At 73.7% G+C, this 15,553-nt stretch carries 8 protein-coding genes; 3 read left to right on the top strand and 5 right to left on the bottom strand.

From position 1 onward, the window contains the following. Positions 1 to 3,660, top strand: coding sequence for an SDR family NAD(P)-dependent oxidoreductase (locus ACGFIM_RS38785; RefSeq protein WP_393211654.1), 3,660 nt, complete (start codon positions 1 to 3; stop codon positions 3,658 to 3,660). A gap of 402 nt (positions 3,661 to 4,062) precedes the next feature. On the opposite strand, the gene ACGFIM_RS38780 is transcribed toward ACGFIM_RS38785, so the two are convergent. From ACGFIM_RS38780 to rfbA, 4 genes are all read right to left on the bottom strand, one after another. Next, positions 4,063 to 5,175, bottom strand: a complete 1,113-nt coding sequence (locus ACGFIM_RS38780) for a DegT/DnrJ/EryC1/StrS family aminotransferase (RefSeq protein WP_393211651.1) — start codon at positions 5,173 to 5,175, stop codon at positions 4,063 to 4,065. Beyond that, positions 5,172 to 5,789: a dTDP-4-dehydrorhamnose 3,5-epimerase gene (gene rfbC, locus ACGFIM_RS38775; RefSeq protein ID WP_393211648.1), complete on the bottom strand. Its 618-nt coding sequence runs from the start codon at positions 5,787 to 5,789 to the stop codon at positions 5,172 to 5,174. Before rfbC ends, ACGFIM_RS38780 begins: the two co-directional genes overlap by 4 nt. A gap of 63 nt (positions 5,790 to 5,852) precedes the next feature. Further along, on the bottom strand, positions 5,853 to 6,797 hold the full coding sequence (rfbB, locus tag ACGFIM_RS38770; RefSeq protein WP_393211645.1) for a dTDP-glucose 4,6-dehydratase: 945 nt from the start codon (positions 6,795 to 6,797) through the stop codon (positions 5,853 to 5,855). Next, positions 6,794 to 7,669: a glucose-1-phosphate thymidylyltransferase RfbA gene (gene rfbA / locus ACGFIM_RS38765; protein ID WP_393211642.1), complete on the bottom strand. Its 876-nt coding sequence runs from the start codon at positions 7,667 to 7,669 to the stop codon at positions 6,794 to 6,796. The genes rfbB and rfbA overlap by 4 nt, the downstream gene beginning before the upstream one ends. A gap of 268 nt (positions 7,670 to 7,937) precedes the next feature. On the opposite strand from rfbA, the gene ACGFIM_RS38760 reads away from it, so the two are divergent. Together ACGFIM_RS38760 and ACGFIM_RS38755 are read left to right on the top strand one after the other, a co-directional pair. Then, a complete protein-coding gene (locus ACGFIM_RS38760) occupies positions 7,938 to 10,304 on the top strand; it encodes a penicillin acylase family protein (protein WP_393211639.1) in 2,367 nt (788 codons plus the stop codon). An 85-nt stretch (positions 10,305 to 10,389) separates the two neighbouring features. Then, positions 10,390 to 11,115 (top strand): thioesterase II family protein, encoded by a 726-nt coding sequence (locus ACGFIM_RS38755; protein ID WP_393211636.1) that lies wholly within the window; start codon positions 10,390 to 10,392, stop codon positions 11,113 to 11,115. A gap of 79 nt (positions 11,116 to 11,194) precedes the next feature. On the opposite strand, the gene ACGFIM_RS38750 is transcribed toward ACGFIM_RS38755, so the two are convergent. Next, positions 11,195 to 15,553, bottom strand: a 4,359-nt coding sequence (locus tag ACGFIM_RS38750) for an SDR family NAD(P)-dependent oxidoreductase (protein WP_393211633.1), incomplete at its 5' end; no start/stop codon positions are given.

The raw sequence follows: 15,553 nt of genomic DNA, 5'->3' as shown, positions 1-15,553 counted from the left end.
GTGGTGTTCTCCGGCCAGGGCGCCCAGCGCCCGGGCATGGGGCGTGAGCTGTATGCGGCGTTCCCGGTCTTCGCCCGCGCCTTCGACGAAGCCTGCGAGCTGCTGCAAGCCGAACTCGCCGACACGAACATCGCAGCCGAGCTGGCCGGTGGACTGACCGTGCGCGACATCATCCTCGGCGACCAGGCCCCCGCTGAGGTGCTGGATCAGACCGTCTTCGCCCAAGCCGGGCTCTTCGCCTTCGAGACCGCGCTGTACCGGCTGCTGGAATCACTCGGCGTCCGGCCCGACTTCGTCGCCGGGCACTCCCTCGGCGAGATCACCGCCGCACACGTCGCCGGAGTGCTCGACCTGGCCGACGCCTGCCGCCTGGTGGCCGCCCGCGGACGGCTCATGCAAGCGTTGCCCTCCGGTGGGGCGATGGCGGCGATCGGCTGCGGCGAGGATCAGATCGCCCCCGTGCTGGCCGGCCATGACCGCGTGGCGGTGGCGGCGGTGAACGCACCCGGCGCCATCGTGGTCTCCGGCGCCGCCGCCCAGGTCGATCAGATCGTGGCGTGGGCACGCGAGCAGGGCTTCCGTACGCGGCCGTTGCGGGTGTCGCATGCGTTCCATTCGCCGTTGATGGAGCCGATGCTGGCCGAGTTCGAACAGGTCGTCGCCGGGCTGACGTTGCGCCGTCCGGAGCCGGCGCTGATCTCGAACGTCTCCGGTGCCCTGGCGGGCGAGGAGGTCACCGAGCCCGGTTACTGGGTGGAGCACGTGCGCCGCCCGGTCCGCTTCGCCGACAGCGTCGCCACGCTGCAGGAGCAGGGCGTGACCTGCTTCATCGAGGCGGGCCCCGACGCCCAGCTCACCCCCATGGTGGAACAGACCCTCACCCACGACGACGCCCCCGCCGTCGTACCCCTGATCCGCCGCGACCGTGACGAGGTCGCCTACCTCGCCGAAGCGCTCGGCACGGCCTGGGCCGGCGGCACCGACGTGGACTGGACCGCGTGGCCGGGCTTGAGCACTGCGGGCTCCGTGGAGCTGCCCACCTACGCCTTCCAGCGGCGGCATTACTGGTTCCAGCCCGCCGCGTCCGGTGACGCGGCCTCGCTCGGCCAGACCGCGACCGACCACCCGTTCCTGGGGGCGGTCGTGGAGCAGCCGGACGGCGGCGCGATCCTGACCGGACGCCTGTCGGCGACCGCCCAGCCGTGGCTCGCCGACCACGCCATCAACGGCACGACGATCCTGCCCGGCACCGGCTTCGTGGAGCTGGCGCTGCACGCCGGCGAGCAGGTGGGCTGCCCGGCGATCGACGAGCTGACCCTGCACACGCCCCTGCCCGTCCCCGACGGCAGCGGCGACGTCGTCATCCAGGTCACCGTGACCGCCCCCGACGCGGACGGCCGGCGGCAGCTCACCATCCACTCCAGGAGCGAGGGCGGGCAGTGGACCCGGCACGCCACCGGCGCACTCGTCCCGGCCCCCGCCATCGTGCCGGCGGACATGGGGACATGGCCGCCGTCCGGCGCCCGGCCGCTCGACACCACCGGCCTGTACGAGCGCCTTGTCGGCCACGGCTACGGCTACGGGCCGTCCTTCCACGGCCTCACCCGTGCGTGGCGCGACGGGGACGACCTCTACGCCGAGGTGACGCTCCCGCAGGAGGCCGGGCCGTCGTCCCGGTACGGCCTGCACCCCGCGCTGCTCGACGCCGCGATGCACGTGGACCTGGTGGCCGGGCCGAAGGCCACGCTGATCCCGTTCAACTGGAACGGCGTCGTCCTGCACGCCGCCGGAGCGGACGCGGTGCGCGTACGGCTGCGCAGGCTGGACGGCGACGAGGTCACCCGCCTGGACCTCGCCGACTCCTCGGGACGGCCGGTGGCCACGGTGGAGACGGTGGTGTCCCGGCCGGTCCAGGCCGAGCAGCTGGCGCAGGCCGGGCAGGCGGCGGGGTCGCTGCTGACGGTGACCTGGCGGCCGGTCACGCCGCCCGGGCATCCCGGTGCGGTGGACGTCTCCGGCGCGCTCGTCATCGACGTCACCGCCGAGGCCTCCGGAGGCGGCGCGCCCGACCGCGTACGGCGGGCGCTGCGCCGGGTCCTCACGGGCCTGAAGGAGTGGTCGGCGGAGGCGGGCACCCGGCAGGCCGTGGTGGTCACGCGGGGTGCGGTGGCGGTGCGGGACGGCGAGGCGCCGGATCCGGCGCGGGCCGCGGTCTGGGGTCTGGTGCGTGCCGCCCAGGAGGAGAACCCGGGCCGGATCGTTCTCGTCGATCTCGAGCCGGCCGGTGACGTGGCGGAGGGCGTGCGCGTCGCGCTGGCCGCCGGGGAGCCCGAGCTGGCGATCCGCGACGGCCGCCCGTGGGTGCCCCGGCTGACCCGCGCCGCGCGGCCGCGCGACGGCCGCGCCGCCGACGACCGGTTCTCGGGCCCCTGGCCGGTCGACGGGACGACGCTGATCACGGGCGGCACCGGCGGCCTGGGCGCGCTGATGGCCAGGCACCTGGTCGCCGAGCACGGCGTACGCCACCTGCTGCTGATCTCCCGCCGCGGCCAGGACGCACCAGGAGCCGCGCGGCTCCGCGACGAGCTGACCGAGCTGGGCGCCCAGGTGACGATCGCCGCCTGCGACGCCGGCGACCGCGACGCCCTCGCCGCCCTGCTGGAGCGGATCCCCGACGCCCACCCCCTGCGCGCCGTGGTGCACGCGGCGGGTGCGGTCGCGGGCGGGCTGCTCGGCAACCTGACGGAGGACGGGCTCGACCGGGTGCTGCGGCCCAAGGCGGACGCCGCCTGGCACCTGCACGAGCTCACCCAGAAGCACGATCTCGCCAGGTTCGTCCTGTTCTCGTCGGCGGGCGGGATGGTGCTGGCCGCCGGGCAGGGCGACTACGCGGCGGCCAACGCCTTCCTCGACGCGCTCGCCGCGGAACGCGCCGCCGCCGGGCTGCCCGCCACCTCGCTGACCTGGGGCATGTGGGCGGTGGACACCGGGCTCGGCGGTCCGCTCCAGGAGGCCGACCTGGCCCGGGTGCGCAACCTCGGCATCCCGGCGATCTCCGCGGAGACGGGGCTGGCGCTGTTCGACGCGGCGCTGCGGGTGCCCGCGCCGGTGCTCGCGCCGATCCAGCCGGACGTCCGTACGCTGCGCACGCGCGGCGACGACCTGCCCGCGCTGCTGCGCGATCTGGCGGGCCCGCCCCGCACGGCCGTCGTGGCCGAGCGGGCCGACGGGTCGGGTGACACGGCCGGGCTGCGCGAGCGGCTGGCCGGGCTGCCCGCGCGGGAGCGGGACCGGGTGCTGCTGGAACTGGTCCAGGCCGAGGCGGCGATGGCGCTCGGACACGACTCCGCGGACATGATCGACGCCGACCGCGGCTTCGTCCAGCTCGGCTTCAGCTCGCTGGCCGCCGTCGAGCTGCGCAACCGCCTGCGCCAGAAGACCGGTCTCCCGCTGCCCGCCACGCTCGCCTTCGACCAGCCGAACGCCACCGCGGTGGCCCGCTACCTGGCCGAGCGCCTGGCCCCCGCGGAGCCGGAACCCTCCGAGCCCGCCGCCCCGGCCGCCGACGAGGCTTCCTCGCCGGCGGAGGACGAGGACCTGACCGCCGCCTCCGCGGAGGAGCTGTTCGAGATCCTCGACCGGGAACTCGGCGACGTGTAGCAAGGCTCCCCCGGCAGCGTCGCCTCCACGGCCGCACTCCCCACCCTGCCCCGGGCCCGCAGGCCCCGCCGGTGCCCGGCGGCTCGACCGGCCCGCCCGGCTGGACGAGGAGGAGTGCGGCCGTGCTGTGTGCCGGGATCATGCGCACAAGGCGCAAGGCCGGGCAGCCCGCAAGCCGCTGAGAGCCTCCGCCTGACCGTGACGCGTGGCGGGCGGAAACCGCGAGGAGCGTCCCGAGGCCGTCCGGAACGGCGCGGGCGGGCCGCCGTCGACACCCCGCGGTGGGCGGCTGCTCTGGGCAGGCGGTGGCCGATGATCGAGCGCTACCAGGGCTCCGCATACGGCACAGGCCCGGCCGCCGGGATCGGCGGCCGGGCCTGTGCCGGGGTCTTCGCGGGGGCCTTACCAGCCCCGTCGTACGGTCTCGACGATGTGGGCCCGCTGCTCCTCGGTCAGCCACCATCCCACGGGCAGGCAGACGACGCGCTCGGCCACGCTGTCGAGCCCCGGCAGCAGGGTGGCGAAGCGGCGCACGCAGGTGTGGGTGTCGTTGCGTTCGTGGACGTTGCTGACCATGATCTCGGCTTCGTCCATGCGCTTGATGAAGCCGGCGCGGTCCTCGACCTTCACCGGGTAGATCCAGAACGACGACTCGCGGTCGGGCGCGCGTTCGGTCAGCTCAAGGCCGGGGACGCCGGCGAGCTCGCGGTCGTAGTAGGCGGCGTGGGCGCGGTGGCGGGCCACGACCTCCTCCGCCCAGTCGAGGTTGGCGAGCCCGATGGCGGCGTTGATGTCGGTCATGTGGAACTTGTAGCCCCACTCGGCGACGTCGGGCGGGTTGCGCAGCCGGTCGGCGCGGCGGTTGATGCCGAACCAGCGCAGCAGCGTGGCGCGTTCGTGCAGTTCGTCGTCCGGCAGCACCATGGCGCCGCCGTCACCGCAGGTGAGGTGCTTGATGGCCTGGAAGCTGTAGACGGCGATGTTGCCGTGGGTGCCCATGCGGGCCCCCTGGAAGGTGGCGCCCCAGGCGTGGGCGCAGTCCTCGATGACGACGGGGCGGAAGCCGAAGGTGGCCTCGGCGTCGTCGAGGATCTTCGCCAGCCGGGCGAGGTCGACGGGGTAGCCGGCGAAGTGCACGACGACGATGGCGCGGGTGCGGGGTGAGATCTTGCGCGCCAGGTCGTCGAGGTCGACGTTGAGCGAGGCGGGGTCGACGTCCACCCATTTGATGCGCAGCCGGTTGGCCAGGATGGTCCAGTTGGTGGCCTCCATGGTGAGCGGCGTGGAGAGCACCTCGCCTTCCTCGTCGCCGGACGCGGCGACCATGTGCAGCGCGAGGTGCAGCCCCGAGGTGCCGCTGTTGACGGTGGCGACGCGCGGGTTGCCGATGCGCTCGCCCAGCGCCCGTTCGAACTCGGCGACCTTGGCGCCCTGGCCGATCTGACCGCTGCCGACGACCTCGGCGACGGCGGCCGGGGCCGACTCCGACATGGGGACCTTGAACAGCGGGATCAACGCGCGGCTCCGTTCGCTGCGGCGGCGAGTTCGGCGTAGCGGGCCTGGCAGTCGGCGTAGGAGGGCAGGATGCCGAGCCGTTCGGCCTCCTTGAAGGAGGGCGCGGCGCGGTCCTTGTCCGACAGGACGGGTTCGCGGTCGCGCGGCCAGGGCAGGTCGAGGTCGGGGTCGAGCGGGTTGATCTCGTAGGAGTTCTCCGGCGACCAGGTGGCCGAGCACAGGTAGAAGACGGTGGCCTGGTCGCTGAGCGGGGCGAAGCCGTGGGCGAGCCCTTCCGCGAGGTAGAGGGCGTGCAGGTTGTCCTCGCTCAGCTCGACCGCGACGTGCTGCCCGTACGTGGGCGAGCCCTGCCTGATGTCGACGACGATGTCGCGGATGGCGCCGGCCGGGCAGCTGACGTAGCGGGCCTGGCCCGGCAGGTGGATCGCGTGGAGTCCGCGGATGGTGCCGCGTACGGACACCGAGCAGTTGACCTGGGCGACGTTCAGCGGGTGGCCGACGGCTTCGGCGAACGCGGGCTGTTTGAAGACTTCGAGGAACATCCCCCGGGAATCGGGGAAGATCTTGGGCTCGACGAGGAACGCCCCGCCGATGCCGAGTTCGCGGATTCGCATCGGATCCCTCCTTCGACGTTATGGTCAGGGCCCTGAGCTGGGGCGACAACCCCTAGGGCACCCTTATGAGCCGCGCACCCAGCGACGGTTGTCGCGGTACCACGCGACGGTCTCGGCGAGGCCCTTTTCGAAGTCGACGGCCGGGCGGTAGCCCAGCTCCCGGCGGATCTTGCCGTCGTCGACGGAGTAGCGGCGGTCGTGGCCCTTGCGGTCCTCGACGTACTCGACGCGGTCCCATCCGGCACCACAGGCGGCGAGGAGCCGTTCGGTCAGCTCGCGGTTGGTCAGCTCGGTGCCGCCGCCGATGTTGTAGACCTCCCCGGGGCGGCCGCCCTGGCGGACGAGCTCGATGCCGGCCACGTGGTCGGAGACGTGCAGCCAGTCGCGGGCGTTCATGCCGTCGCCGTACAGGGGGACGGTGCCGCCGTCGAGGAGGCGGGTGACGAACAGCGGGATGATCTTCTCGGGGTACTGGTACGGCCCGTAGTTGTTGGAGCAGCGGGTGACGCGCACGTCGAGCCCGTGCGTGCGGTGGTAGGCGAGGGCGAGCAGGTCGGCCGACGCCTTCGACGCCGAGTAGGGCGAGCTGGGCGCGAGCGGCTCCTCCTCGGTCCAGGAGCCTTCGGCGATGGAGCCGTACACCTCGTCGGTGGAGACGTGCACGAACGTCTGGAGCCCGTGCTCGGCGGCCGCCGCGAGCAGCGTGTACGTGCCGGTCACGTTCGTGCGGACGAAGTCGCCGGCGTCGCTGATGGAGCGGTCGACGTGGGATTCGGCGGCGAAGTGCACGACCTGGTCGTGCTCGGCCATCAGCTTGCCGACGAGGCGGGCGTCGCAGATGTCGCCGTGCACGAACGTGTAGCGGCCTTCGGCGGGGGCGAGGTTGGCCAGGTTGCCGGCGTAGGTGAGCTTGTCGAGCACGGTCAGGGTGTGCTCGCCGCGCTCGGCGAGGGTGCGGACGTAGCAGGAGCCGATGAATCCGGCGCCGCCGGTGACGAGGATCCTCATCGCTGGTAGCTGCTCGCGATGCTCATGACGTACTGGCCGTAGCCGGACTGGGCCTGCTCGGCCCCGAGCCGGTAGCACTGCTCGGCGTCGATGAAGTCCATGCGGAGCGCGACCTCCTCCAGGCAGGCGATGCGGACGCCCTGGCGCTGCTCGAGCGTCTGCACGTACTGGCCCGCCTGGAGCAGCGTCTCCGGCGTGCCGGTGTCGAGCCAGGCGAAACCGCGGCCGAGGTCCACCAGCTTGGCGCGGCCCTCGCGGACGTAGGCGAGGTTCACGTCGGTGATCTCCAGCTCGCCGCGCTCGGACGGCTTGAGGTTCTCGGCGATGTCGACGACGTCGCTGTCGTAGAAGTACAGGCCGGTGATGGCCCTGTTGGAGCGGGGTTTCTCGGGTTTCTCCTCGATGGAGATGAGCCGGCCGCTGTCGTCGGTCAGGCCGACGCCGTACCGGCCGGGGTCGCTCACCGGGTATCCGAACAGCACACATCCCTCGACGTCGCGGGCGTTCTCCTCCAGCACCTCCGAGAACGACGGCCCGTGGAAGATGTTGTCGCCGAGGATGAGCGCGGAAGGCTCGCCGCCGATATGGGAGGCACCGATGAGAAACGCCTGTGCGATGCCGTCCGGCGATTCCTGGGCGGCGTAGGAGATGTTCAGCCCGAAGCGGGAGCCGTCACCGAGCAGGCGGGCGTAGTTCGGCAGCTGGTCGGGCGAGGAAATGAGGAGGATATCTCGGATACCGGCCAGCATGAGCACCGATATCGGGTAGTAGATCATCGGTTTGTCGCTCACCGGGAGCAGTTGTTTGGAGACCGCGGCGGTGATCGGATGCAGCCGCGTCCCCCGGCCTCCCGCGAGCACGATTCCCTTCACGGCCTGTACCTCTCTGCTGCGTGGAAGTGGTCCCGAGGCTAAGCAGCGGCGAAGCCGGGCGGCAAGGTCGCGGGCCGGAGAAAGGGGGGTCCATTAGGGGTTCGCGTAACGAACCCGCTGGCCCCGGAAATCGCTGAATAGGGGACCGTGCGCGGGCCGCCGGTAATGGGTGTAACAAGGGGCCGGAATTAGGGGAGGGTAGGGGCTGACCGGCATCGCCGGGACCACAAGAATTTCCGTGATGAGCACATGGGAAAGGAGCCCGGCGGTGCGGAATAACGCTTTACGCCGTGCCGTCGCCGTGCTGGCCGCAGCGGTGCTGGCGCTCACACCGGCCGTTCCCGGGCGGGCCGAGCAGGAGGCCGGCCCCACACGGACGCTGCAGGTCCCCGGGCTGCGCGAGCCGGTGCGGCTGGCGATCGATCGCTGGGGCGTGCCGCACCTGTACGCCCGCAACACCGACGACGTGTTCCTGGCGCAGGGCTACAACGCCGCGCGGGACCGGCTGTTCCAGCTCGACCTGTGGCGGCGGCGCGGGCTCGGCCTGCTGTCGGCCGCCTTCGGCCCCGCGTACGTGGAGCAGGACCGCGCCGCGCGGCTCCTGCTGTACCGCGGCGACATGAAGAAGGAGTGGGCCGCATACGGGCCGGGCACGCAGCGCGCGGTGACCGCGTTCGTCAAGGGCGTCAACGCGTACGTGGACTGGGTGAACGCGCATCCTGAGTCGCTGCCGCCGGAGTTCCGCCGGCTCGGCCACCGGCCTGAGCGGTGGCGGCCCGAGGACGTGGTGCGGATCCGCAGCCACGGGCTGGCGCTCAACGCGTACCCGGAGATGCTGCGCGCGGCCGCGATGTGCACGGGCGGGCAGACCGCCGCGAGGGCTCTGGTGCTGCTGGAGCCCGCGCACGAGCCGCAGGTGCCAGACGGGCTCGACCCGTGCGACGTGCCGGCGGACGTGCTCGACACGTACCTGCTCGGCATCGCGCCGGTCACCTTCGACGGTGTCATGCTGCGGCAGGCGCCGCTGCCGGCGACGGAGGGGTCGAACGCGTGGGCGCTCGCGCCGTCGCGCACCGCGACCGGCAGGCCGATCCTGGCGGGCGACCCGCACCGGTCCTTCACCGCCCCGGCGCTGCGCTACGTCGCCCACCTGTCCGCTCCCGGCCTGGACGTGATCGGCGCGGGCGAGCCGGCGCTGCCCGGCATCTCGATGGGGCACAACGACCGCGCCGCGTTCGCGCTCACCGTGTTCGCCGCCGACCAGGAGGACATCCAGGTGTACCGGCTGCACCCGGACGACCCCGGCCGCTACCGCTACAAGGGCCAATGGGTGCGGTTCACGACGGTGCGCGAGAAGGTGCCGGTGGCGGGCGAGGAGCCGCGCCAGGTGGAGCTGACCTTCTCCCGGCACGGCCCGGTGCTCAAGGTGGACGCCGCGCGGGGCCTGGCGTTCGGCCTGCGCACGGCGTGGACGGAGCCGGGGACGGCGCCGTACCTCGCCGGTCTGGACGCCATGACGGCGCGCGGCTGGCCGGAGTTCGCCGCGAAGGTGCGGCGCTGGGGTTCCCCGCCGGAGAACCTCGTCTACGCCGACACCTCCGGTGACATCGGCTGGGTGCCCGGCGCGCTCGTGCCCCGGCGTCCGCACCACGACGGGCTGCTGCCGGTGCCCGGCGACGGCCGCTACGAGTGGGACGGCTTCCACGCCGGCTCCGAGCTGCCCAGCGTGAGCAACCCGGCGAGCGGCATCGTCGCCTCGGCGAACGAGTTCAGCATGCCGCCGGATCATCCGCTGCGCGTCGGCTACGAGTGGGAGCCGCCGGTCCGCAAGGAACGCATCGAGGAGGTGCTGTCCGGATCGCGCGAGCACACCACGTCCGCCATGGCCCGGCTCCAGCGCGACCACGTCGACGCGTACGCAAAGCGCATCGTCGCGGTCCTGCGCGGCATCCCCGCGGGCGACGACCCCGACACGGCCGCGGCGCTGGAGCTGCTGCGCGGCTACGACGGCACCGCGGACGCGGACTCCCCCGGCGCGGCGCTGTACGAGCCGTGGCTTTCGGGGCATCTCGGGCCGGCGTTCCTCGCCGAGTTCGTGGACCCGGCGGTGGCCGCGAGGGTGCCGCGCGCCGACGTCCGCCAGATCATCGACGCGCTGGAGCGGCCCGAACGCTGGTTCGGCTCCGGCGGGGCCGCGGCGCGCGACCGGCTCGTGCAGCGGACGCTGGCCGGCGCGTACGCCGAGGTGCGCGGCAGGCTCGGCGCGGACCCGGCCGCCTGGCGCTGGGGCGACCTGCACCACACGCTCTTCCCCCACCCGCTGGGCGAGCACGTGGGCCCGATCCCCCGCGGCGGCTCGCCGACCACGGTGGACGCCTCGACCTACACCCGCGGGACCTACCAGTCGACGTCCGGCCCGGCGTACCGGATGGTGCTGGACGTCGGGGCCTGGGACAACTCGACGTTCGTCAGCGCCCCCGGCCAGTCCGGCGACCCGGAGAGCCCGCACTACGACGACCTCGCCGCCGCCTGGGCCTCCGGCACCCAGGTGCCGCTGCTGTACAGCCGGTCGGCGGTCGAGAAGAACACCGAAAGCGTCATCACCCTGGTGCCCGCGGCGCCCGGCCGCGGGTGATCGCCGCCCCGCACGGCAGCCCTCCGGAGCCGTCTCCGGAGGGCTGCGCGTCGAGCGGTGAACGGATCACCGCGGAAGGAACGACATGGACGAGCGTTGGATCAAGCGTTTCCACCCCGCGCCCGAAGCTCCGGCGCGGGTCGTTGTGCTGCCGCACGCCGGAGGCGCGGCGAGCGGCTACTTCAAGCTGTCGGCCGCGCTGCACCCGGCGCTCGACGCCCTGACCGTGCAGTACCCGGGCCGTCAGGAGCGCCGGCACGAGCCGCCGCTGACGGACGTGCGCCTGCTGGCCGCCGGCATCGCCGGCGCGTTGCCCCCGGACGAGCGGCCCACGCTGGTGTTCGGGCACAGCATGGGCGCGCTGGTCGCGTTCGAGCTGGCGCTGCTGCTGGAACGGCGGGGCGCGGCGCCGCAGGCGCTGATCGCCTCGGGCCGGCGCGCTCCGTCCACCTACCGGGACGAATGGGTGCATCGGCGGGACGCGGCCGGGGTGGCGGAGGAGCTGCGCAGGCTCAACGGCACCGACCCGGTGTTCCTGCAGGATCCCGAGCTGTTCGAGATGGTGCTGCCGGCGTTGCGGGCCGACTATCAGGCGGTGGAGACGTACGAGTGCGCGCAGGACGCCGCCGTGTCCTGCCCGCTCGTGGTGTTCGTGGGTGACGACGATCCGAAGACCACGGTGGACGAGGCGCGGGCCTGGGAGCGGAACACGACCGGTCGGTTCGATCTGCGGGTCTTCCCCGGCGGGCACTTCTACCTGGAGGATCAGGTGAACGAGGTCTCGGACGCGCTCGTCGCGCTGGCGAAGTGAGCCCGCGCCCGCGTCCTTTCGAACCGGTGCCCCTTTGAGCGCACCCGCTGTGCGGGTGACCCGCGGGTGACCCCGCCCGTCACCCGCCCGTCACCCGCGTCTCGGCCAGCCAGTCCTCGATCGCGGCGGCGGTCTGCCGGGCCTCGGACTCCAGCATGCTGAAGTGGTCGGCGGTGACGTCGCGCACCGCCGTATCCGGCGTGATGACGGGGTGCCAGCCCGCGCCGGTCGCCGCCCCCGTGCCCTGGGACGTCGTCACGTCCTGGACGGCGCGCACGTACAGGGTCGGCGCGGCGAGCTCGGCGGGCCGCCACTGCGCGAGCAGCGCCGCGTACCAGCCCATCGCGGACAGCCGGGCGGCGGTGAACGGCCCGAACACCGCCTCCCTGTCCAGCAGCCCGCCCACGATCGAGGACCAGACGGCGGGGCTCTCCCCCTGCTGCGGAACGTGCGTGTCGAGCAGGATCACCGCGGACGGCCCCTGCCCTGCCTCCGCCATCGCGGCGGCGAGCGCGTGCGCGAACACTCCGCCGGCGGAGTATCCGACCAGCGCGTACGGCTCCCCGTCCGCCGTGACCGCCTGGGCCAGGCCGTGTACGAGGGCGTCCAGCGAGGCCGGCAGGCTCTCCTCGCGGACGAAGCCCGGGATCGGCAGCACGGCGAGGTCGCGCACGTCGCGGAACTCGGCGGCCAGCGGCCCGAACTGGTGCGGCCCGCCGAAGGCCATCGGCGAGTTCAGGCAGAACAGCCGGGGCCTGCGCGCTCCCGTGGCCAGCACCACCGGGGTGCGGGCCGGGGCGTCCGCCACGTCGTAGCGGGGGCGGACGGCGGCGGCCGCGTGCAGCAGCGCCATGCCCTCCTCGATCTTCCCGGCGGCGGCCGCCTCGCGGAACAGGCCGCTCAAGGTCTCCGCCGCGCTCGGCACGTCCTGCGTCACCGGCTCGTCCGTGGCCGGCGCGGGGGCGATCTCCTCGGCCAGCAGCCCGGCCAGGGCGCTGACGGACGGGTAGTCGAACGCGGCGGTGGCGGGCAGCCGGACGCCGGTGTCGGAGGCGAGCACGTTGCGCAGCTCCATGGCGGCCAGGGAGTCGAGGCCCAGCCCGACCAGGTCCGCGTCCGGCTCGACGGGCTCCGGGTCGGCGTGGCCGAGCACCTGGGCCGCGCGCCTGCGAACCAGGTCGACCAGCCGCTCGCGCCGCTCCTCCGGGCTCAGCGCGGTCAGCGGCTCGCGCTCGCTCTCGCGCGCCGCCGCCGCCCGCCGCACGGCCGGTGCCAGCTCCTGGAGCAGGGGCGGCACGCCGTCGGTACGGGCGCGCAGGGCGGCCGGATCGAGCCTGATCGGCGCCAGCATCGCGGCGTCCGACCGGCGCGCCGCGTCGAACAGCGCGAGCGCCGCGTCCACCGGCAGCGGCAGCATGCCCCAGCGGCGTATGCGGGCCAGGTCGTCCTCGCGCAGCTCGGTCTGCATGCCCGCGTCGCCGCCCCACAGGCCCCAGGCCAGCGTGCGCGCCGGCAGCCCGGCGGCCCCGCGGTACTCGGCGAGCGCGTTGAGGAAGGCGTTCGCCGCCGCGTAGTTGCCCTGGCCTGGGCTGTCCACCAGCGACGCCGAGGAGGAGAACAGCACGAACTCGGCCAGGTCGTGCTTCTGGGTGAGCTCGTGCAGGTGCCAGGCGGCGTCCGCCTTGGGGGCCGCCACCCGGTCGATCAGGTCGGAGGTGAGGTCGCCGATGACGGCGTTGGCGCTGACGCCCGCCGTGTGGACGACGGCGCGCAGGGGGTGGGCGTCGGGGATCCGCTCCAGCAGGGCGGCGAGGGCGTCGCGGTCGCCGGCGTCGCAGGCGGCGATCGTCACCTGGGCGCCCAGCTCGGTCAGCTCGTCGCGGAGCCGCGCGGCTCCTGGCGCGTCCTGGCCGCGGCGGGAGATCAGCAGCAGGTGGCGTACGCCGTGCTCGGCGACCAGGTGCCTGGCCATCAGCGCGCCCAGGCCGCCGGTGCCGCCCGTGATCAGGGTGGTGCCGTCCACCGGCCAGGCGGGGGCGGGGTCCCCGGTGAGGCGGGCGCGGCCGAGTCTCGGAGCCCACGCCTGGTCCGCGCGGAGTGCGATCTGGGGCTCGCCGGTCTCGAGCAGGGCGGCCGGCGCGGCGGTGCCGGGGTCGTGTGCCGGGTCCACATCGATGAGGGTGATGCGGCCGGGCTCCTCCGCTTGGGCGGAGCGGACCAAGCCCCAGACCGCCGCCTGCGCGGGGTCGGGCGTCTCGTTCTCCGTTACGGCGACCGCGCCGCGCGTGATGACCGCCACCGGGCGGGGGTCGCCCTCGGCCGACCAGCTCTGCAGCTCGGCCAGCACCCTCCCGACGGTCTGTCGCGCCCGGGTCGCCATGTCGCCGTTGGCCGCCGCCGCTGCAGCGTCCAGCACTCGGATCCCGCTTGCGGGCGCTCTCCCGTCGCCTGCGGCGATCGGACGCCAGGTCAGCTCGTAGAGCCAGCGCGTCCCGGCCGTGCCGGTCAGTGGGGCCTGTGCCAGCGGGCGGGCGGTCAGCTCCTCGACCGACACCACCGGGCCGCCTGCCGGGTCCGCGGTGTCCAGGCGGGTGACGGCCTCGCCGTCCAGGCGGCGGAGCCGGACGCGGAGTGCTGACGCGCCTGAGGCGTGCAAGGTCACGCCGCGCCAGTTGAACGGGATCAGCGGGCCGTCACCCTGATCCTGTCCGCCGTCCAGCCCGGCGAGCATGCCCACGTGCATGGCCGCGTCGAGCAGCGCCGGGTGCACGCCGTACCCGTCCGGGGCGGCCTCGTCCGCCGGCAGCGACACCTCCGCGTACAGGTCGTCCCCCTGTCGCCAGGCACGGGTCAGCGCCTGGAAGGCGGGGCCGTAGCCGTAGCCGTGGTCGATGAGGCGGTCGTACAGGCCGGTGGTGTCGAGCGGCTCGGCGCCCGCGGGCGGCCAGGCCTGCCGCAGCTCCGCCGGAACGTCAGACGTCACGGGTGCGGAGGTGAGAGCGCCGGTGGCGTGCCGCGTCCACTCGCCGTCATCTTCGGTCCTGGAGTGGATGGCGATCTGGTGCCGGCCGTCCTCGCCGGGGGTGGTCACCGTGATGCGGAGGACCGCGCCGCCGGTGCCGTCCTCCGCACCCGTGGCCGTGCCGGGGATGGGCAGGGGTGCGTGCAGCGTGAGCTCGTCGATGAACGGGCAGCCGAGCAGCTCTCCGGCACGCAGCGCCAGCTCGACGAACGCGGTGCCGGGCAGGATCGGGGTCCCGTTGATCACGTGGTCGGCCAGCCACGGCTGGGCGGTCGCCGACAGGCGTCCGGTCAGGATCGCGCCGCCGTCCGGCTGCTCCACGGCCGCGCCCAGGATCGGGTGATCGACGGCGGTCTGGCCGAGCGCGGCCGGATCGCCCGCCGAGTCGAGCTGCAGCCAGTAACGGCGGTGCTCGAAGGGGTATGTGGGCAGGTCCGGATGGCCGTGACGTGCGCCTCCTGGGGTGTTCCAGGCGGGCCACGCGGTCCAGTCGAGGCTGACGCCCGACGTCCAGGCCCGGCTCAGCCCGGCGACCAGCTGGGCGGTCTCCTCCCGGTCGCGCCGCAACAGCGCCACCACCTCCGAGACCTCCTGGTGGGTGAGGCTCTGCTCGACCATGGGGGTGAGCTGGGCGTCGGGGCCCGCCTCGATGAAGCAGGTCACGCCCTGCTCCTGCAGCGTGGCGACGCTGTCGGCGAAACGCACCGGGCGGCGCACGTGCTCCACCCAGTAACCGGGCTCGGTGACCTCCTCCCCCACCGGCTGGCCGGAGACGTTGGAGATGAGCGCCAGTTGCGGGCGGCGGAGTGTCAGCTTCGCCACGACCTGTTCGAACTCGGCCAGCATCGGCTTCATCAACGGCGAATGGAACGCGTGCGACACCCGCAACGGCCGCGTACGGAAGCCCTGCTCCCGCGCCCACGCCACGATCTCATCGACCTGGGCGGCGGCGCCGGAGACCACGATGGCGCCGGGTGCGTTCACCGCGGCGATGGCCACCTGATCGTGACCGGCCAGCACAGAGGCGATCTCGTCCTCGCCGCAGCCGATCGCGGCCATCGCGCCACCGGCGGGCAAGGCCTGCATCAACCGCCCACGCGCGGCCACCAGACGGCAGGCATCCGCCAGGTCCAGCACACCCGCCACATGCGCGGCGGTGATCTCGCCCAACGAGTGCCCCGCCACAAAGTCCGGCCGCACACCAAGCGACTCCAGCAGCCGGTACAGCGCGGTCTCGAAGGCGAAAAGCCCGGCTTGGGCGAAGACGGTCTGATCCAGCACTCCGCCAGGGGCCTGGTCGCCGAGGATGATGTCACGCACGCTCAGCCCACCCGCCAGCTCGGACGCGATGTTCGTGTCGGCGAGTTCGGCTTGCAGCAGCTCGCAGGCTTCATCGAAGGCGCGGGCGAAGACCGG

Source organism: Nonomuraea sp. NPDC049309 (assembly GCF_043196965.1).
Taxonomy (GTDB): domain Bacteria; phylum Actinomycetota; class Actinomycetes; order Streptosporangiales; family Streptosporangiaceae; genus Nonomuraea; species Nonomuraea fastidiosa.
The sequence above is the reverse complement of the archived record's forward strand: the minus strand, read 5'-3'. Positions and strand labels throughout refer to the sequence as shown.

Coding starts and splice junctions, on each gene's coding strand:
- rfbC (WP_393211648.1), bottom strand. CDS start 5,789: ATGCGAATCCGCGAACTCGGCATCGGCGGGGCGTTCCTCGTCGAGCCC.
- rfbB (WP_393211645.1), bottom strand. CDS start 6,797: ATGAGGATCCTCGTCACCGGCGGCGCCGGATTCATCGGCTCCTGCTAC.
- ACGFIM_RS38755 (WP_393211636.1), top strand. CDS start 10,390: ATGGACGAGCGTTGGATCAAGCGTTTCCACCCCGCGCCCGAAGCTCCG.